The sequence below is a fragment of the Pseudogracilibacillus sp. ICA-222130 genome (assembly GCF_037892545.1).
Classification (GTDB): Bacteria; Bacillota; Bacilli; order Bacillales; family Amphibacillaceae; genus Pseudogracilibacillus.
Genome location: NZ_JBBKBG010000008.1, coordinates 18,856 through 37,740, shown reverse-complemented (window position 1 = coordinate 37,740; position 18,885 = coordinate 18,856). Strand labels below are relative to the sequence as shown.

The 18,885-nt window shown below is 33.5% G+C and carries 22 protein-coding genes, 1 tRNA gene and 1 pseudogene; 10 read left to right on the top strand and 14 right to left on the bottom strand.

The annotated features are described in order from the left end of the window. Positions 1-33 precede the first annotated feature (33 nt). The 4 genes from WKT09_RS05550 to WKT09_RS05535 all read right to left on the bottom strand — a co-directional run bounded on the left by WKT09_RS05550 (position 34) and on the right by WKT09_RS05535 (position 3,954). Positions 34-990, bottom strand: coding sequence for an iron-hydroxamate ABC transporter substrate-binding protein (locus tag WKT09_RS05550; RefSeq protein ID WP_340415076.1), 957 nt, complete (start codon positions 988-990; stop codon positions 34-36). Between the two features lie 25 nt (positions 991-1,015). Next, positions 1,016-1,990: a FecCD family ABC transporter permease gene (locus WKT09_RS05545; RefSeq protein WP_445323990.1), complete on the bottom strand. Its 975-nt coding sequence runs from the start codon at positions 1,988-1,990 to the stop codon at positions 1,016-1,018. 53 nt (positions 1,991-2,043) lie between these two features. Beyond that, positions 2,044-3,021, bottom strand: coding sequence for a FecCD family ABC transporter permease (locus WKT09_RS05540; protein WP_445323989.1), 978 nt, complete (start codon positions 3,019-3,021; stop codon positions 2,044-2,046). Positions 3,022-3,150: 129 nt separating this feature from the next. Then, positions 3,151-3,954 (bottom strand): ABC transporter ATP-binding protein, encoded by an 804-nt coding sequence (locus tag WKT09_RS05535; RefSeq protein ID WP_340415073.1) that lies wholly within the window; start codon positions 3,952-3,954, stop codon positions 3,151-3,153. Between the two features lie 449 nt (positions 3,955-4,403). Between WKT09_RS05535 and WKT09_RS05530 the strand changes: the two genes are divergently transcribed. Beyond that, the gene (locus tag WKT09_RS05530) at positions 4,404-4,715 is read left to right on the top strand and encodes a hypothetical protein (RefSeq protein WP_340415072.1); all 312 of its coding nucleotides are present in this window, start codon (positions 4,404-4,406) and stop codon (positions 4,713-4,715) included. An 88-nt stretch (positions 4,716-4,803) separates the two neighbouring features. Then, positions 4,804-5,088, top strand: a complete 285-nt coding sequence (locus WKT09_RS05525; RefSeq protein WP_340415071.1) for a hypothetical protein — start codon at positions 4,804-4,806, stop codon at positions 5,086-5,088. Between the two features lie 70 nt (positions 5,089-5,158). On the opposite strand, the gene WKT09_RS05520 is transcribed toward WKT09_RS05525, so the two are convergent. The 4 genes from WKT09_RS05520 to WKT09_RS05505 are packed head-to-tail and all read right to left on the bottom strand — an operon-like array spanning position 5,159 to position 8,872. Continuing rightward, positions 5,159-5,875, bottom strand: coding sequence for an ABC transporter ATP-binding protein (locus tag WKT09_RS05520; protein ID WP_340415070.1), 717 nt, complete (start codon positions 5,873-5,875; stop codon positions 5,159-5,161). Further along, positions 5,862-6,692 carry an ABC transporter permease gene (locus WKT09_RS05515; RefSeq protein ID WP_340415069.1) on the bottom strand — a complete coding sequence of 277 codons (831 nt, stop codon included), beginning with the start codon at positions 6,690-6,692 and terminating at the stop codon, positions 5,862-5,864. Before WKT09_RS05515 ends, WKT09_RS05520 begins: the two co-directional genes overlap by 14 nt. A gap of 7 nt (positions 6,693-6,699) precedes the next feature. Next, entirely contained in the window at positions 6,700-7,578 is an 879-nt protein-coding gene (locus WKT09_RS05510) for a nitrous oxide reductase accessory protein NosL (RefSeq protein ID WP_340415068.1), read from the bottom strand. Beyond that, entirely contained in the window at positions 7,565-8,872 is a 1,308-nt protein-coding gene (locus WKT09_RS05505; RefSeq protein WP_340415067.1) for a right-handed parallel beta-helix repeat-containing protein, read from the bottom strand. The genes WKT09_RS05510 and WKT09_RS05505 overlap by 14 nt, the downstream gene beginning before the upstream one ends. 369 nt (positions 8,873-9,241) lie before the next feature. Here WKT09_RS05505 and WKT09_RS05500 point away from each other — a divergent pair. The 3 genes and pseudogenes from WKT09_RS05500 to WKT09_RS05490 all read left to right on the top strand — a co-directional run bounded on the left by WKT09_RS05500 (position 9,242) and on the right by WKT09_RS05490 (position 11,884). After that, positions 9,242-9,925, top strand: a pseudogene (locus tag WKT09_RS05500) (response regulator transcription factor). Next, positions 9,903-11,321: a sensor histidine kinase gene (locus WKT09_RS05495; RefSeq protein WP_340415066.1), complete on the top strand. Its 1,419-nt coding sequence runs from the start codon at positions 9,903-9,905 to the stop codon at positions 11,319-11,321. Before WKT09_RS05500 ends, WKT09_RS05495 begins: the two are co-directional and overlap by 23 nt. Beyond that, the gene (locus WKT09_RS05490; protein ID WP_340415065.1) at positions 11,318-11,884 is read left to right on the top strand and encodes an SCO family protein; all 567 of its coding nucleotides are present in this window, start codon (positions 11,318-11,320) and stop codon (positions 11,882-11,884) included. The genes WKT09_RS05495 and WKT09_RS05490 overlap by 4 nt, the downstream gene beginning before the upstream one ends. Positions 11,885-12,073: 189 nt before the next feature. Here the strand turns inward: WKT09_RS05490 and WKT09_RS05485 are convergent, their stop codons facing one another. From WKT09_RS05485 to WKT09_RS05470, 4 genes are read right to left on the bottom strand one after another with little or no spacing between them, the layout of a single operon-like run. Continuing rightward, positions 12,074-12,343, bottom strand: coding sequence for a YfzA family protein (locus WKT09_RS05485; protein WP_340415064.1), 270 nt, complete (start codon positions 12,341-12,343; stop codon positions 12,074-12,076). Positions 12,344-12,356: 13 nt separating this feature from the next. Continuing rightward, positions 12,357-12,962, bottom strand: a complete 606-nt coding sequence (locus WKT09_RS05480) for an ABC-2 transporter permease (protein ID WP_340415063.1) — start codon at positions 12,960-12,962, stop codon at positions 12,357-12,359. Then, positions 12,955-13,821 (bottom strand): ABC transporter ATP-binding protein, encoded by an 867-nt coding sequence (locus tag WKT09_RS05475; protein ID WP_340415062.1) that lies wholly within the window; start codon positions 13,819-13,821, stop codon positions 12,955-12,957. Before WKT09_RS05475 ends, WKT09_RS05480 begins: the two co-directional genes overlap by 8 nt. A gap of 6 nt (positions 13,822-13,827) precedes the next feature. Continuing rightward, positions 13,828-14,199, bottom strand: coding sequence for a GntR family transcriptional regulator (locus WKT09_RS05470; protein ID WP_340415061.1), 372 nt, complete (start codon positions 14,197-14,199; stop codon positions 13,828-13,830). A 241-nt stretch (positions 14,200-14,440) separates the two neighbouring features. On the opposite strand from WKT09_RS05470, the gene WKT09_RS05465 reads away from it, so the two are divergent. From WKT09_RS05465 to WKT09_RS05450, 4 genes are all read left to right on the top strand, one after another. Beyond that, entirely contained in the window at positions 14,441-14,656 is a 216-nt protein-coding gene (locus WKT09_RS05465; protein WP_340415060.1) for a helix-turn-helix transcriptional regulator, read from the top strand. Further along, a complete protein-coding gene (locus WKT09_RS05460) occupies positions 14,643-15,077 on the top strand; it encodes a hypothetical protein (protein WP_340415059.1) in 435 nt (144 codons plus the stop codon). Before WKT09_RS05465 ends, WKT09_RS05460 begins: the two co-directional genes overlap by 14 nt. A gap of 201 nt (positions 15,078-15,278) precedes the next feature. Beyond that, positions 15,279-15,830, top strand: coding sequence for a hypothetical protein (locus tag WKT09_RS05455; RefSeq protein ID WP_340415058.1), 552 nt, complete (start codon positions 15,279-15,281; stop codon positions 15,828-15,830). 326 nt (positions 15,831-16,156) lie between these two features. Then, a complete protein-coding gene (locus WKT09_RS05450; RefSeq protein ID WP_340415057.1) occupies positions 16,157-17,053 on the top strand; it encodes a LysR family transcriptional regulator in 897 nt (298 codons plus the stop codon). A 162-nt stretch (positions 17,054-17,215) separates the two neighbouring features. On the opposite strand, the gene WKT09_RS05445 is transcribed toward WKT09_RS05450, so the two are convergent. Then, a tRNA-Cys gene (locus tag WKT09_RS05445) sits at positions 17,216-17,287 on the bottom strand. A gap of 37 nt (positions 17,288-17,324) precedes the next feature. Beyond that, positions 17,325-17,561, bottom strand: coding sequence for a thioredoxin family protein (locus WKT09_RS05440; protein WP_340415056.1), 237 nt, complete (start codon positions 17,559-17,561; stop codon positions 17,325-17,327). Positions 17,562-18,298: 737 nt separating this feature from the next. On the opposite strand from WKT09_RS05440, the gene WKT09_RS05435 reads away from it, so the two are divergent. Continuing rightward, positions 18,299-18,862 (top strand): hypothetical protein, encoded by a 564-nt coding sequence (locus WKT09_RS05435; protein ID WP_340415055.1) that lies wholly within the window; start codon positions 18,299-18,301, stop codon positions 18,860-18,862. The last annotated feature ends 23 nt before the right edge of the window (positions 18,863-18,885 follow it).

Below are 18,885 nucleotides of genomic sequence, written 5' to 3'. Positions count from 1 at the left end.
TAAATGTATGTTTTTTCAAGTCGTCACATCTCCTTATTTAATCAGTGATGTCATTACATCATCAATGATTTGTGTATTAGCAATTGGGCCTGAATAAAGCCAAGCAGAATCTGCTTCGTATTCGTAAATTTGGCCCTTTTTTACAGCGGGTATATCTTTCCATATAGGGTCTTCTAACATTTTTGCCCCATTTCCTTTATCACTATTAACTAAGAATAGATGATCTGCATCTAACTCCGCTAATTTCTCTAAGGATATTTCTGACCAATTATCTGTTGCAGTAGTAGAGATTTCTTCCACTACATTCGGTTTTTCCAGTCCTAAATCATCGTATAATACTACACCACTAGATACTTTATCACTGACAATAAAGAAAGTATTATTCACTAACCAAATAGCAGCTACTGACTGATTCCCCATAGAATCTTTCAATAGTTGTTTGGATTCTTTTGCTTTTTCATCATAAGTAACTAATACTTTTTCCGCTTCATCCTGTTTGTCGAAAACCTCTCCAATTTTTAATAACTTTTCACGCCAATCACTATTGTTTTCTAAATCTAACACATATGTCGGTGCAATTTTTGAGTATTGTTCATATTTTTCTCCTTCTACCATATCTGCACTACTCATAATTAATAAATCAGGTGAAAAGCTTGTAACAACTTCAAAAGGTAAGTCATAAGGGATAGTCGGTACATCTTTTAAATCTTCCTGTAAATAATCTTGAATAGATGCACCATCATGAATTGCCCACTGTGCTACAGGAGTTATTCCAAGTGCAAGCAAATAATCTTCTAAATAAGAGGCGATAACACGATCAGGATTTGCAGGAATTGTCACTTCATTTCCCATTGCATCTGTTAGGACATGCTCATCCACTGTATGATCATTTGTTTCTTTTACATCATCTTCCGACACATTGTCCTGACAGCCAACTAATATAAATAAGAATGAAAAAAAGCTCACGAGTACTTTTCTTAAAATTAGCATTGTTTTTCTCTCCAATTTTTATATTTTAATCTTCTAAACGAGTTAATAAATAAAGAAAATATGGTGCACCAATTATCGCAACTATAATCCCCGCTGGAATTTCAGAAGGTTGTAAAATCCATCGTCCAATTGTATCTGCAACTAACACTAATAAACCACCGACGAGAGCAGATGTTGGAATCAAGATTTGATGCCTTGCTCCAACTAATTGTCTCGCTAAATGAGGTCCAATTAATCCAACAAAACCGATACCACCACTAACAGATACACTTGCTCCTGCTAAACCAACGGCAGCTAGTAATAATAACCGACGCTCTTTTTCTATAGAAGCTCCTAACCCTACAGCTGTTACATCACCTAAATTCAATATATTTAACACATTTGCTTTTACATAGGCAAATATGATTAAAATAATGATCCAAGGTAGTAGTGCTAAGACAAATTTCCAATTTGAGCCCCAAATACTACCAGCTAACCACGTTGCCACAAATTGATAACTTTCTGGACTAAGGCGCAAAGTTAAAATAATCATGGCCGAACTAATACCTGCTGCAATTGCGACTCCTGTTAATAATAAACGTACAGGGGAAATACCTTCATCTCTTTTATAAGACAATATATAAATACATGATGCTGCAGCAGTCGCACCAATAAAAGCTAAAACTGGCAAAATAAATATAGGTGTATTTGTCGTCGACGGGAAATAGGAAATATATAACATTACCATTAACCCTGCACCAGCATTTATTCCTAAAATTCCAGGATCTGCTAATGCATTTCTCGTAACCCCTTGAAGTATTGCTCCAGACACTGCCAGTCCCATCCCAACAAGAATGGATAATACAATTCTCGGTAAACGAAATTCAAATAAAATTAATGCTTGCTCACTCGTCCCAAAACCGAATAGGGTATAAAAAAGTTCTAACGGGGATAATTTAATAAATCCAGTATTCATGCTAATAACAACTACTAAAATAATAAATAAAAAAAGACTTATCATGACAGTCCAATTTCTTAACTGTGTCTTCCTCTGCGTACTTGTCATGTATCGTTTCATATTTCTTTTCCTCCTTTTCTGGCAAGATAAAGGAAGAAAGGAACACCAATAACAGCAATAAGTGCACCGATTGGAGTTTCATAAGGTGGATGAATCATTCTTGCAGCTAAATCAGCGAGAACGACTAGTAATCCTCCATAAATAATGGAACATGGAATAATCCACCGATAATCATGACCTACTAAAAAACGTGCAACATGTGGAACAATTAATCCAACAAATCCGACCGCTCCAACAACTGAAACTGCTGCACCTGCTAAAATAAGCACGAGTAACATGCCAATAACTTTAATCGTTTTCGTTCGCTGCCCTAATCCAATAGATACTTCCTCTCCGAGACTGAGCAATGTAATCGAGCGGGATAAAAACATCGCCCCTACCATTGCCGCAAGCAACCATGGTGCCATCACTTTCAGATGCATCCATGTCGTTCCTGAAACACCACCTGCATACCAAAAGGCTAAATCTTGACCAATTTGGAAATATAAAGCAATTCCTTCACTTAATGCACCAAGCAAAGCACTTACAGCTGCACCAGCAAGGACGAGCCGCATTGGTGTTAAACCACTTCTCGACATAGAACCAATACCATATACAATACATGCACCCACACCAGCACCTAAAAATGCATACAAAATCAAATACATATAAGGTAAATTTGGCCAAAAAGCAAAACAAATCGCAAGCATACATGCCGCACCAGCATTGATACCTAACAAACCAGAGTCTGCTAATGGGTTTCGGGTCATGCCTTGCATTAATGCACCAGCTACTGCAAAACAAGCCCCTACCATTGCCGCACCTAATACACGTGGCAAACGAATTTCCCAAATAATTTGATGTGTCGTTAACATTGGATCATGATGGAATACCGCTGTCCAAACGGTAGTTAACTGTATATTTGCCGCTCCCAATGAAATCGATAAGCCAATAGCAAAAATTAATCCGACAATACCTATTATTAAAACGATCATCGCTCTTATAGGACGATGATGTTTAGAGCCTGACAAATGTGATGACGCAATCATTCCCTTCCTCCTTTAAAGCAAATAAGTTAATTATTACTATGTTGAACTACACATGCATCCATCACACACAACAACTTATTGCATAACATTGGATTCCTTACATAATTGATAAGATAAGCAAATCGGATTTGCACTAAATGGACAAGTAGCTAAACTTGCCTCTATATGAAATATTTTTTGTAAGTAATGACATGTCATCACTTCTTCTGGCGCTCCTTCCGTAATTAAAGTACCATCGCGCATCGCGATTAAATAGTGAGAAAAGCGTGATGCATGATTTAAATCATGCAGTACCATAACAATCGTTCTTCCTTCCTCACGATTCAGTTTTTGTAAGAGTAATAAAATATCAAGCTGATGTGCCATGTCTAAATACGTTGTTGGTTCATCCAAAATTAAAATTTCCGTATCTTGCGCAAGAGCCATAGCAATCCAAACTCGTTGTCTTTGACCACCTGATAACGCATCTATTGGTCGATCCTTCAATTCATTTAATCCTGTCACATCAATTGCCCAATTGATATATTCATAATCCTCCCGTTTAAGCGATACAAAACCTTTCTGGTGTGGAAAGCGACCATATGAAACAAGTTCATACACCGTTAAGCCACCAGGCGCTTCTGCCGTTTGTGGCAAAATTGCTAGTTTTTTTGCCACTTCCTTTGTTCCTAATTGATGAATATCTTTTCCGTCTAAAAGAACTGAACCATTTTTCGTTTTAAGAATTCTCGAAATAGCCTTTAATAACGTAGATTTCCCACAACCATTCGGTCCAATAATCGTCGTAATCTTCCCCTTTGGTATCGACACACTTAATTCATCTATAATTAACATATTCGAATAGCCTACTGCCACCTGCTCCACCTTAAAAGCTCCCATATGAACACTCCTTTAATTTTTAAAAAAACGTGGAAATTCGAAAATTTTTTGCATGAACAAACTATCATTTGTATCATGTAATGGTGTAGAACAATAAGAATAAAACTATCTCCTTAATATATCTTGTATAGGAGAAAATTTAGGTAGTAATGATAATCATTCTCAATAAATTCAATCATAAAATCATCTTGTTCATTTGTCAATAAAGAACTAAATTTCAATTATGCTTTGAAATGTAGGTATGCTTTTTGGAGTTGTTCCATATATACATAAGCACATATACATATCTAATATAACTTTTGTCAGTTGACATGCCTCCCCTTCTACATATATGATTTGAAGAAACAAATTGTTTCTTCATGTATGTAGAATTTATCATGATATTTTCATTTGAGGAGTACAATTTTATAACAATTGAATCATTTTGATGCATACTTGGAGGGAAAATGATGAAAAGAAACATCATATCAATCATTCTCATGGTTATGATATTATTCGCAGCCTTTCTAGGGTGGTTTGCGCAAGATATTGCTTACTATTTTGCTGATCATTTATTTTATCAAGATCCATTTAAAACACTCATCGTCGTAACGATCATAAGCATCAGCTTGTTTATTATTTCATTTGTAATGAATACTATTCTATTAGCCAAACAAAAAGTAAACCCAAAAATATATACCACTTTATTACTTGCCAATGTTTTTATCGGCTTTTTCGTTTCATTTTGGTCTTTATTTGTACTAGCAATGTGGTGGGGATAGTATTATTCTATATATAATAGAAGGTTCAAACTTCTTTGTTTTCTATGACATTTTCATCTGCATATTGGAAAAGTGAGGAGTGTTACATATGTGGTTCATTTTCGGGTTCATTGCTATAATAGCAACTTTTATTAATCTCTTTATGTATGGCACGGGAAAAAATTACCAGGTGGCAATGGCTACAGCTTTATCCTTTACTACTTTAACAGTTATCGCACAGTATAAAATAGTGTCTGATTGGGTAAAGACAGAAGATTGGTCTGCATTAGAAGATGTCGTACCAACAATGGAAATAACATTATTGATATTCACTATCCTATCAATCATTCTTAATATAAGTCCTTTACTACTTGGATGGAAAAACAAAAAGTAGATAATCGAAAACCCAACTGTACAATGGCCAGTTGGGTATCAAACATATTTCATTCACTTCCTAAAATGATTTACATAAATTCTAAATAAAGCCGCTGAAACGTTTTATATAAACCAAACTCATGATACTTACTAATTGGCCCCTTACTAATAACTTCACCATTTCGAAGAAAAATAACTTTATCAGCAATTTTTTCTGCAACATGTAAGTCGTGCGTAGAGAATATAATAGTTTGTCCTTCCTTTTTTGCACGTACCATTAGGTCACTAAACTGATTTATCCAATACGGGTCTAATCCATTTGTTGGCTCATCCAAAATAAGAAGATTCGGTTTAGTTAAGAGTGCTTGTGCTAACAAAAGCCGTTGGTTCATCCCTTTTGAAAACGTCCCAACCTTTACATGTAATTTATCAAGTAAACCAACCTCACTTAATACTTCCTCATACCTTTGTTTATCTATTTGTTTTATATGTGCATAAAAACGAATCGTTTCTTTCGTTGTCATGGAATGTTGAAAATGAAAGTGATCAGGCATATAGCCAAATTGTTCTACGTAACGATTTTTATCTGTATGCCTCTCTAATTGATTTATTTTCACATGCCCTGTCGTAGGTTTTAATATCCCTGTAAGTAAACGAATTAGCGTACTTTTTCCTGCTCCATTCCCTCCACATAAAGCAAGAATTTCTCCTTTTGGAAGTTGGTAATCAAGTGAAGTCAATAATGTTTGTCTCTGAACAGATTTTGATAAGTTCTGAATATGAACCAATATGTCATCTTGCTCCATTAACTTCACCTCTTTCCCAAATAAACCCGCTTACATACACTAATATAACAATCCAACTAGCACATACGAGTATAAAGATCATTGGTCCATAACTACTCGTTACCCATGTCACCCATTCATAATAATCGGCTCCAAAAGCTGAACCTGCACCCATTCTCATGATAGTAAAAATCCGAATGAATTCAGCAGGATTTAAAAAGGTGAACAGTTGCAAGGTCGGTTGAATGAATTTATAAGAAGGGAAATGACTTAACACGCTAATCATTAGTAACGGCCATATAACAATCATCAGAAACCAAATGGCAATCCCAGTAACAAGTGCTTGCCAACGGTTTTTCACGATAGAACCTATCAATAAAGCAATGCTTACATATACGAATGCCAACAACAGAGCAAAAACTAAGTAGAAAGCGAACGAATAAAAACTTACTTTTTGGCCAAATAAAACCATAAGCAATCCTGCAAAACCGAAACTAAATAAAATAATCGTGAACAAAATGACACATAATCCAATCCATTTTCCCCATATAAAAACATAACCTGACATTGGATACGTCGACAGTAAATCCCACTCACCATCTTCTTTTTCTGCGGTTGCTGAAAATCCACCTAATAAAAGTGTCGTTAATGGCAATAAATATAAAGTCATATTTAATATCGTACCAGTCATATCAGTATACCCTTCACTACTTGATACACCAGATTGTAATAGTAATATAGCAGTAATAAATATAGTGAAAAGGATCAAAAAGGAATAGGTCCAGGAGTTTCTCCAACCTAATTTTATTTCCCTTTTCGCTATCGCTAAAATATTCAACGTTCCATCAATCCTCCACACTTATTTCTACTTCTAAGTGTTCGTGTAATTCCTCTCCATCTTTAACATGGACTTGTATGTGATAAGTACCAGCTTCATTAAATGTATAATCAGCTACATAATTCCCTGCTGAAGTTTCTTTGGCATCTACCCAGTCTGTCCCATCTTTATCATTTTCTAACCAAATTTCATAACGGACATCTGCACCTTCTAATGCAGATTCATCTAATGTAATGGCTACTTCTAATGCTTTTTCTTCCTCTACTTTTACATCATCAAGTTCTGTCACTTGCATGTCAAAACCTTCCTTATGAAACCCATGTTCATGATCGTTTTCATTATCGTCACCATGGTCATGGTGGTCATGATCATGGTCCATCATTTCCCATTTATGATCTGCTAACGCTTCCGAAGTGAGCAATTCTCCAAAATCCTTTTCCTCCATGTATTCCGTTGCATCTGACTTATCTTTAAATGAAATAATACCATAAGACATTGGCGTTTCAATTTGTTCATCAAAAACGTATGTCGCATCTTCTAACAAAATCCATTCTTCCGTATGATAATCTCGTACATATTTTGCACCGATATCTTCTTCCCCATTTTCTTCTATCCAACCATATAAACAACCTAAATCATCAAACTTTAAAGTACGATCATTTTTTAACATAATTTGTGTTGCATGACGGTCATCTGCTACTGCCATCGCACAAACTTCACAAACATCTGTTTCTGGATCAATATCTTCTGGTTCATATTCTAATGCAACTACTTCATTCGATTTTCCACTATTCACATTTTCATTTTCTTTATCATTACTAGAACAAGCAACTAATAAAAATACAAAACATACCGAAACGATTAAAAACAAACTAAACTTCTTCATGAACTTTTACCCCCATATAAATAATGATGACACTGAATATAAAAATTACTAAACTAAATAAAAATAATAGCCATTGATTTTCATGCATATTTCCAGTAGTTGGAAGTGGATTTTCCATTAAAGGGGATGAATCGATAATATGCTCGTCATCCGGCGTATGAATGAGCTGTTCTAAAAAAAACATCCCTGGTGATTGAAATAATAATTGAAAAGGTGGGTACTCGTTTGTTATATGTAAAAAGAACGGATCCACTTCATACGATAGGTCACTCTTATTATTGCCTGTAATGTCTAATCCAAAATGGTCTCCCCAGTAATTATCATTGATTTGATTCGTACTATCCTTCGCCTGTGCCTGAACGACATTTGCAACAAAGGCATTATCCTTTATTACATTATGATTAGCCTCTTTAAATTGCATTCCAACATAATTTCTTCGGACATTATTTTTTGTTATGTCACTATTCTTTGCATTTTCCATAAAGATCCCTATACGGTTATCCATGATCGTATTGCCGATAATAGATGCGTTGTCTGTATCGAATAATAATAACCCAAGTGATTGTGGATTTTCTTGATTATTTTTTAATGTATTATCTTTTGCAACGGTTCCCTCTGTCCCCATAATCATCATGCCACTAATATTTTCATGAGCGATATTTTGTTCAAGCACGGTATTTTTCGTAAACATTAAATGATACCCATACCTAGAGTGAGAAACCGTATTATTCGATAATGTCGTTTCCTCGCTCTTTTCGACATAAATACCATCTTGTACGTCCTTCATAATAGAATGACGAATTTCATTCTGATGCGATTTCCATAAATCTATGCCATGTTGTCGTTCTTTTATCGATGTTTGTTTATCTCCTGTAATATGTAATGATGATAATAGATTATGATTCGCTTCGTTCAACTGAACGCCATAATGATTTGTTGCAATGTGCACCTTTCGTAAAACGTTATGATGACCCGTAACTAATACTGCTGGTGATGTAGCACGATTGTCTTGGTGTTTAATATGTATGTCTTCCATTACTACATTATCCGATGCAATCGTTATTACTGGACCAGTATCTTGTCCGGTAATAACAACATTTTTAGACCCAGAAAGATGAATAGGTTTATCAATGACAATACTTTCTTCGTATTCTCCTTCCTTTATCATAATGAAATCCCCACTTTTTGCTTTGTCAATCTGATCTTGAATGGTCTTTTCCTTAGCACTGATATCTTCAGGAATTACATAAAGGAAGATGAAACTAAATGCCACGATCGTAAAAAGCCTCTTCATATGTTTCACTTCCTTTACGTGTTACTGTCCTATAAATCATTTTCGTTTCTATTAAGGTACATATGTCTCTCGAATAAAATGAAACAACATTTCTAAAGATATACCTTTTTTACTACTCCAAAGAATATTACATGATAAATGTGAAGTTATTGTGAGAGAATTATGCCTTTGTTGTTACAATATGACGGAATAGTACATATTATAAAGATAGTTTTGTACGCTAGAGCCATTTTGTTTATAATAAGAATAAGAAAATCATTATCATACATACTATTTCACAAAAACTTCACAACCTTTATACATAATTTAATGGAGGGCTTAATAGTAGCTCCGTAGATAAATGGAGGAAATTATATGAAGGAATCTATTATTATGGTTATAGATGATGAAGCACAAATGAGAAAAATGATTTGAACCTTTTTAGAAAAGGACGGATATAAAGTCGTAGAGGCAACAGATGGAACAGATGCTCTTTCACTATTACCTAAAGTGAAACCACATCTATTAATTTTAGATGTCATGATGCCTTTTATGGATGGTTTTACCTTTGCTAAAGAAATAAAAGCAAAGTCTTCCATTCCTCTTATCTTTTTATCTGCCAAAGGAGAAGAATGGGATAAAGTTCATGGCCTTAAACTAGGTGGCGACGATTATATTGTCAAACCTTTCATGCCTGAAGAATTACTCGCCAGAATAGAATCCGTGCTTAGAAGAAGTTACGGTCAGAATATAGAATCACATATTTTTACTTGTGGTCCAATTGAAATTAATGAGGCATCTTACCAAGTCAATCTTAATAATGTTCCATTAACGTTAACTCGAAAAGAATTCGGTCTGTTACATACACTTGTGAAAAATTGTGGCCGTGTGTACTCGAGGGAAGAATTATTATTTCTCGTTTGGAAAGACTATCATTATAGTAGTGAGAGAACAGTAGATACCCATATTAAAACATTGCGATTAAAAATTGGAAACTTCGGGCATTTAATTGAAACAGTTTGGGGAGTTGGGTATAAATTCGAGGTGTCCGATGAAAAATCTCTCATTAAGTAAAAAAATATCCATCGTACTTATTTCAAGTATCATTTTTTCCATTGTTTTTGCTTTTTTCTTTATCCATTACTTGTACTCTGAATTATATTTATCAAGCATCGAAGAATCGATCATTTACCAAGGTAAACGGACCGCCTCCCATTATCATTATGGAGAATTAAGTGACGAAATAATTGATAAAATTCATTGGTATAATGTCGTTTCTGAATATGAAATTATCGTTGTGGATGATTTAGAAGAACTTCATTCATATTTTCCTTATAAAATAAACTATGAAACCTTTATAAATCCAAAAGATCGAGCAGAATTAGAACAAGGAAAATATATTATGAAGGAAGGATTTGTAGAAGAATTTAATCGAGAAATAATTGGAGCTATTTTTCCAATTAAAGGAGAAGATGGACTCATCGGATTTATTTATATTTATGTACCACTTGCAGCAATCCAAGACGTTTTTAAAGGTAGTATACCGATTTTATTAACTGTTGGAACAGTATTTTTCTTAATTTTATTTTTAGTCGTACACCGTGTATGGAAATCCATGTTTCAACCATTACGTGATTTACAACAATTATCGAATGAAGTGTCAAAAGGAAATTATTCTCACACAATAAAAACAGATCGTCAAGATGAAATCGGTCAACTAACGAGAGCATTTAATCAAATGAGTGTATCTTTGGAAAAACAAGAAGAACGAAAGAAGGAATTCACCTCCAATATTGTACATGAACTACGTACTCCTTTAACTTATATTGGCGGCTATACTGAAGCATTAAAGCAAAAAACATATGATTCTTCGGAAGAAGCCGGAAATTATATAATGACGATTCAAAAAGAAACAGAACGGTTAAATAAATTAATAAATGATCTCGTAGATTTGGATTATTTACAGGAAAATCTGTACACTACGAACATTCAACCAATTGCTATTACACAGTTATTATTAGATTCACTACAATTTTTCGATATACATGTAACAGAAAAAAACATTAAACTAAACCTAGATGTAGATGAAACAATTATCATTTCAGGAGATGCACAACGAATACATCAAGTCTTTTATAATACGATCGATAATGCCATTAAATATTCAGAGCCTCTTGGAATTATTTCTATTCAACTCAAGAAAATAAACAATAAGGTACAATATAAAATTAAAAATGATGGAATTATCATCCCTAAAGAAGACTTAGCAAGAATTGGTGAGCGCTTTTTCCGTACAGATAAAGCGAGAAATCGTACGACTGGCGGAACTGGATTAGGGTTGTCTATTGTGAAAGAAATTGTTCGCTTACATGATGGTACATTTACTATTAAAAGCAGTCCAACAACTGGAACAATCGTTATCATTCAACTACCTTATTTAACGATGGAAGGAGTGGAAAATGATTCATGAAAATCCGTCTTACTCTCTTCACTATCGTCTGTCTATTACTGTTGTCAGCTTGTAATGGAAATCAACCTTATGAGAAGAAGATTGACACATTTTCATTTATCGATCAAAATGAAAGGTCATTCGGTACAGAACAATTAGCGGGAACTGTTTGGATTGCAAGTTTTATTTTTGCTAACTGTGAAACAGTTTGTCCTCCTATGATGTTTGAAATGGCAACCTTACAAAAGGAAATTGAAAAAAGTGGACTAAAAGTTGAGTTTGTCACATTTACGGTAGATCCTAAAAACGACACTCCTGAAGTATTACGTGAATATGTACAACAATTTACGAACAATGAAGCGAATTGGCATATGTTAACAGGATATACCCAAAATGACATTGAAACCTTTGCAAGGGATCAATTCCAAACAATCGTTCAAAAACCAAAAAGCTCTGATCAAGTAATTCACGGGACAAATTTCTATGTAATCGATGATAATGGTTATATTCGAAACGAGTATAATTACACCGATGATTCCACTGCCGATGAAATAATAGAGGAAATCGAAGATATATATCCATAACAGTAGCAGTTTTCATAATAGAGTTGTTTCTAATTTTGGTATATCTAGCACGATTTCCTCCGTCACTAAGAACAAAAAACTAGCTCACTTCTACATAAATTTAATCCATAATAACATCTCCCATGACAAAAATTTAGTATCATGGGAGAGTGTCGTTACAAATTATTTTAGATTTATTTTGTTCGTTTACTACTTTCTTCTTTTTAGATGAATAACATCCGTAAACAAATGTATCATTAAAGCTACTAAAAAAATAAATGTAACGAGATTAAAATACGGGTATGTATAAATTGCAAACCATTCCGTTACTAGTTTAGTATCTGTAATCCAATGTGCATATCGACTCATCATATTGCCAGAATCATTTAATTTCGGTTCAAAACGTGTTCCATCTATTAGGAAAAATGCTATTTGCATGATGACGAAAATAACTAAACTTGAAAGCCATTTTTTCTTCACATTTCCACCTCTTTTAAAATGTTTTTCGTTGGTAAAGATAAGTTGATAGCATCCATGAAACTATATACAAAATTAATGTAAACAATAGTACACTACCGTATAGAACTAAATTTGATAAGTTCGTGATAAAATTAATAATAGTTGGTATGTGAGGTAACAACTTATCTACCCACTTTGGAACAATCCCTACTAAAAAAAGAAAGCTAATAAGTAGAACTAATGAAATATATCCCTGTTTTAAAATATTGAATAAAGGAAATGAGCATGCCGCAAATAAAACAAACATGCTTATACCAAAGCCTATTTGCTCCATAGTAAAGGGTTTATTAAAAATCAATAAAGTAATGGCTGTAAGTGCCACACTAAGCAACATATATACTAATGCCCCTAAATATCTAGCTGCAATAATTTCTTTTCGTGTATAAGGTAAAGAATTTAATAAAATATTCGTTTCAGCTTGTTCGTCATAAGCAAATGCATTGAACGGAATAAAAATACTCGCTACTAAAAAAATTATAACCGGATGTGTATCCATAAACACAAAAAACAAAATAAATGGAATAAAAATAAGCAATTGATTTTTTTGGATAATTGCATCACGTTTAATCAAATTAATCATATTGTTTCTCCTTTTTTGAGTAATACATAATCTCTTCGAGTGTCGCCTTTTCAATTAGTACTTCATCTTCAAACATTTGCTCCACTTCACTTATGTTGTTCGTTAAAGCTGTAAATCCTGCAGATGTACGTTCAATTCGAATAAAAGGTTTCTCCGTATCACGATCTAACAGTGAGATATCTCCTTTTACAACCGCATAATGATCCATTAACTCCTCTTTTGATTGATTAAATAGCAATCTACCACGTTGCATAAAAGCAATATAATCAGCAATTTTCTCTAAATCTGTCGTTATATGAGTAGAAAAGAAAATGGTACGATTCTCATCTACTATTAACTCTTGTAATAACTTAAGTAATTCTTGTCTAAAAACTGGATCTAATCCAGCCGTAGGTTCATCCATAATGATGAGTTCTGGATGATGTGAAAGTGCAAGTGAAAGAGACGCTTTCATCTGCATCCCTTTTGAAAATGTTTTAATGGCTTTATGTAAAGGTAATTCAAATTTATCTATGTAATGATAAAATAATTGATCATCCCATCGTTTATATGCAGGTGCAATAATTCGCCTAATATCTTTTAAATTCAAGCCTTCAAAAAAAATATTTCCATCATAAACAAACCCAATTCGCTCTTTAATTTCTTTTTCATTCGTTTTATAATCTAATCCAAAAACTTTTACTTCGCCTTGATCAGGCTTCAGTAAATTCATAATTAATTTAATTGTCGTAGTTTTTCCTGCCCCGTTTTCTCCAATGAACCCTGTAATGAAACCTTTTTTTACATGCATATTCAATCCTTCAATCGAGAAACCTTTTAAACGTTTAGATACGTTATTTAACTCAATGACATTTTCCATCTGAAATTACTCCTCATAAAGTATTTTTAATAATTGCTGTAATTCTTCAAGGGAAACCCCTAAATCTTTACTATTTTCAATGACAGCTTGTAGCTGTTCTTCAATAATTTTTAGCTTTTTTTCACGAATCATTTCTACATTTTGCTCTGCAACAAAAGATCCTTTACCAACGACGGAATAAATATAACCGGATTCTTCCAATTCCTTATAGGCACGTTTCGTTGTAATCACACTTATTTGTAAGTCTTTTGCTAAAGTTCTCATAGAAGGAATCGCTTGCCCTTCTTTTAATTCACCTGATAAAATAAGCGATTTTACTTGATTCGTAATTTGTTCATAAATCGGTTCCTTGGAATTATTCGAAATTAATATATGCATTTCTTCCCACCATTCCACACAATGTATATATACTATATACACATTATATACACAATTTTCTATTCTTGCAACTAGTAATTTTTTTTCTTGAATATAAAGACAATGTTGCAATAAATATTCACATACAAACATTTGAAATACGTCTATTAAAGCTATTCCTCGCCTTTCTCTCCTATTAATCATGTAATATATAATTGACATTATGTAATTTATATATTACATTGTAGGTGGAGGATATGATATGAAAAATGACGTAAAGATTGCCCGTATAAAAGCAGAATTAACACAGAAGGAACTTGCCGATGCAGTAGGTATTACCCGTCAAACAGTCAGTCTTATTGAAAAGGGAAAATATAATCCTTCTTTAAAATTGTGTTTACAAATTTGTTATGCAGTGAATGCAACGTTAGATGAAATATTTTGGATAGACAGGAGGGATTTTGATGAAAAAAATTAAAGACGAGAGATTAATAACGCTAAATTTACAAAACATAAAAATAGCTTATATCGTACAAACGATAGGTATTTTCGGTATTTTAGGCTATGAATTTTTCAAAAATGGTATGGAGGGCGTGACAAAAAACCCCTTATGGTTTGTCTTTATTTTAACCGCAATCGTTTATAATTACTTAAACATGAGTATAAACGTTGAAAACGAAAAAGAACCCAAAAATGCTACTAGGTCCTATATTATTAGTTTTATTGTAGTTATGGTATTCGCCATTACGTTCGGGGTACTTACCGCCATTACACCAAACTTTAACTGGAGTGATGGACTCCTTATAGGAGGCACTATTTTTATTAGTGGGATTATTCCTGTTTCATACATCTATCGACTTAGACTAAAACAAGAAAAGGATATGGAGGAAGACGATTAATCCCCCATCTAAAATTTCCCTTTAGATGATCATACGTGTAATTCGTACGTATGCTTTTCACAAAACTCTTTTTTAAAAACATGAAAACGCCCTAATGCAACCAAAAGCAATTGAAATTTCATTTCCTCAACAAACAGGTCAATTATTGTTAGAGAAATGATTTAAAATATTTCACGAAGATTAGTGGGAATGGAGAGCCTTATGTCAAAAGAAAAATGGATGCTCGTCACTTTAGGAATTATGAACTTCATCCTTGTCATCATGCATTTGACAGGGTATGTTCTACTCTTTTTAAAACCTACCGGATATATCATCCCTTTAGTTATAAATATTGTAATGATTATTGTAATCCTCATTAAATCAAAACTTTCTAAAGTATGGACAATTGTTGCAATAACTTCTTTTTTATTCATTAGTATACCTGTCATGTTGTTTTATAGTTTTATCTTACTGTTGCAGGATTATAGTTATACGGAAATCGATAACCCTTATAGAAAACAATCAGTTGTTATTGAGTATCGACATGCTACATTAGGGGAAACAACTTATTTTTACAATTTTTATAAAACAAAGTTCGGTTTTATTGGCAAGCGACTTAACGACCAATCAATTACTATCATGGTTCGAGATTATTCATCTGATATTGATGCTGAAGGTATTTTAGGTTTAGGAAATGAGGAATGGCTTTCTGAAAATACCGTCCGTTTCTTTACTCGGAAAGGGCCAAAAGATATACATTTAAATCCATTATAATCATTATTTAAAATAGAAAATACGGAAGAATCTATAGAATAAATAAGGGAAGGAATATAGAAAAGGTATCACCTTTTCTATTTTTTGGTGTAAATAAAGATATGTAACAACTTGGTTAGCTTTATTATGCAACAAATGCAACCATGACTGGTATCACAATCGTATCAAGTGATTGCCTAATTTTCTCAATGCTATTTACTTAAGGGAAATTAGCCTTATGATGAAATCACGGATGAAGAAAACAATACTTCTACTATTATAATTTTCAATGAATTCATATATAATAATAGTAGAAACCTATTGTTATAAATTTGGGAGGGAATTCGTTGGAACTAAAACAATTAGAATACTTTATCGTGCTATGTCAGGAGTTGCATTTCACACGTGCCGCGGAAAAACTAGGGATTGCCCAACCTTCTCTTAGTCAACAAATTGCATTATTGGAACATGAAGTAGGGATGCCTTTATTTGATCGAATTGGCAAGAAGAATATACTTACGGATGCGGGAAAAACCTTGCTCCATCACAGCTACAATGTATTTCATGAGATTTCTCAGGCACAAGCTGCAATTAGCGAGCTTCAAGGATTAGAGAGAGGTACACTCAAAATAGGCAGCCTTCTCACAGTTGTTAATTATTTGCTATCCCCAACAGTGATCGGGTTTCACCATGCCTATCCCAATGTAGAACTTTCTATACAAGGGTTACGAACTGGAGATATTTATAAAGGGTTATTACAAAATGAATTGGATTTGGGTATTATTTTTCTACCATTAGAACACGAAGACTTAGAGGCGATTCCGCTCTACAAAGAAGAGCTTGCTTTTGCTGCACCTAAAGATCATCCCCTTGCAAAGGAAAAGGGTGTATCACTTCAAGTGTTAAAAGAAACATCCACCATTTTATTGCCTGAAACCTATTTTCTACGGCAAGTAGTTAACGAACAATGTCGCTTCATGAATTTCGAACCGAAACCAGTGCTCGAAATGACAACAATGGAATCTATTATTCAAATGGTTAGCCAAGGTGTTGGTGTTACAATACTTCCAAAAGCTTACTTAGATTATATTAATCATGCTCAGATTACAACGATTCCTATTAAAGATCCGGTCATCACCACACAGATTGGCATTGCCTATCGAAAGAACAAACATCTGTGTGCCGCTAGTCGTGTATTTATGGAACAATTAATAAAAACAATTAAAGATGAACATATTAACTGACATCTGATTAAGGAGAATTTTACAGTCGCAATACTTTTTCTTTCATTGTGATGCTGAATGAATAAGGGGCATGGCTTTCGAGAAACCAGGCCCCATGGATTCCGTAAGAAGCTAGTCCGTTATCAAATTTTTATACTTTCTTTATTTAAGGAATTTGTTAGGAGGGAGCATCTGGATTTGAACCAGAATATAAGGTTTTGCAGACCTTCGCCTTGCCAATTTTACTATACTCCCAGATGAAGGTACACAAAACAGTACCTTCTTTTAAGGTCTACCCCTTAACATCCGCTAAACTTGCACCGAAATTGATATGATATACATTGTCATCAATCACTAATGCTGGAACCGATTTTACCCCAAGTTTTTCTGCTTCTTCAATACGATTTTTTTCTGTACCAAGATGTACTACTTCTGCAGTCACTTTTGATTTGTCAAGATAATCAAGGACCATTTGCTCCGCATCTACACATACTGGACAACCTGCATGATAAAAAATTGCTTTTGACATTTCCCCATCATCTCCTTCATTATTTGTAGCATTGCTACTTAATTCTCATTATAGAAGAAGCCCAAAAGTAAACAATCCCAAATTACCTATCATTATCATAGGGAATTACAATCGATTCATTATAGAAAATGTAATTTGGCTTTATGCACCATCAGACCACTGAGCATAAGTCAGGTGGAGTAAAAATTTATACATATTATTAAACGGAAAATTCTATTTATAAAGTGGAAAGTCTTAGTTCAAGAAGAAAGCAAATTACGGCAAAACAAAAAGTAATATATGAGCTAAGGCAAGATTATCCTGTGAAGACATTACTCAAAATTTCCGGTATTCCATATAACACTTATTATTATAAAAAATGAGTATCCCTTCTACTCAGAACATCTTCATGAACGATCGAAAGTTCGATATAATAGCTACAAATAACTGTTATTGAGGGGTGCATTTACATAGCTAAGTATTCAGGAATGAATCTAATTTCTTTTCAAAAGCAATTTCCTAAGCACGAAGCTTGTCACGATTATCTTTGTGTGAAAACACCAAGACGGTTGCTAGTGGGATAATCATTTTTTACCTTTTCTATTGACTTATTATAGCTGATCTACTCGATTCGTTGCCGCAATTTCTCCTATTTTCGTAATTTAAGAATTTCTTAATAAATGATTTAAGCATTTATTATGTTTTAACTTGTAAAGTTTGAATTAGCTTAAAAATCATTCGGAAAAAGGAGAATGTAATTGACAGAGAAAAAAGTGTATATACTTTTAACAGACACAGGCTCATTTTTTACAAAATTGATCAAACTATATACAAAACAACCTTATAATCATGCATCTATTTCCTTCGACCGACAATTAACGGAAGTCTATAGTTTTGGAAGAAAGAAGATGGCAAACCCTTTTCAAGCTGGATTTGTAAAAGAGGATATGAAGCAAGGATTATTTCAACAATCAGCCTGTGCTATTTATTCAATCGATGTAACCGAGGAACAATGGAACGAGATGAAACAGTTGGTAGAGAAGATGAAAGTACAAAAGGATACTTACCGCTATAATTTTCTGGGTTTGTTTGGGTATATAATGAAAAAACCGATAAAAAGAAAAAAAGCTTTATTTTGTTCTGAATTTGTTGCGAATGTATTAAAAAAAGGAAGCTTAATTGATTTCGATTTATCACCGTCGCTAATCGCTCCATCTGATTTTCAAAAAATTTTGGAATGGAATCAATTGTATGAAGGAACGTTAAAGTATTATCCTGATAATAAGAAAGAAAATAATTGGTACATGCCCATTGCTAATTAAATTTATGTGAAAAGGAAGAATGC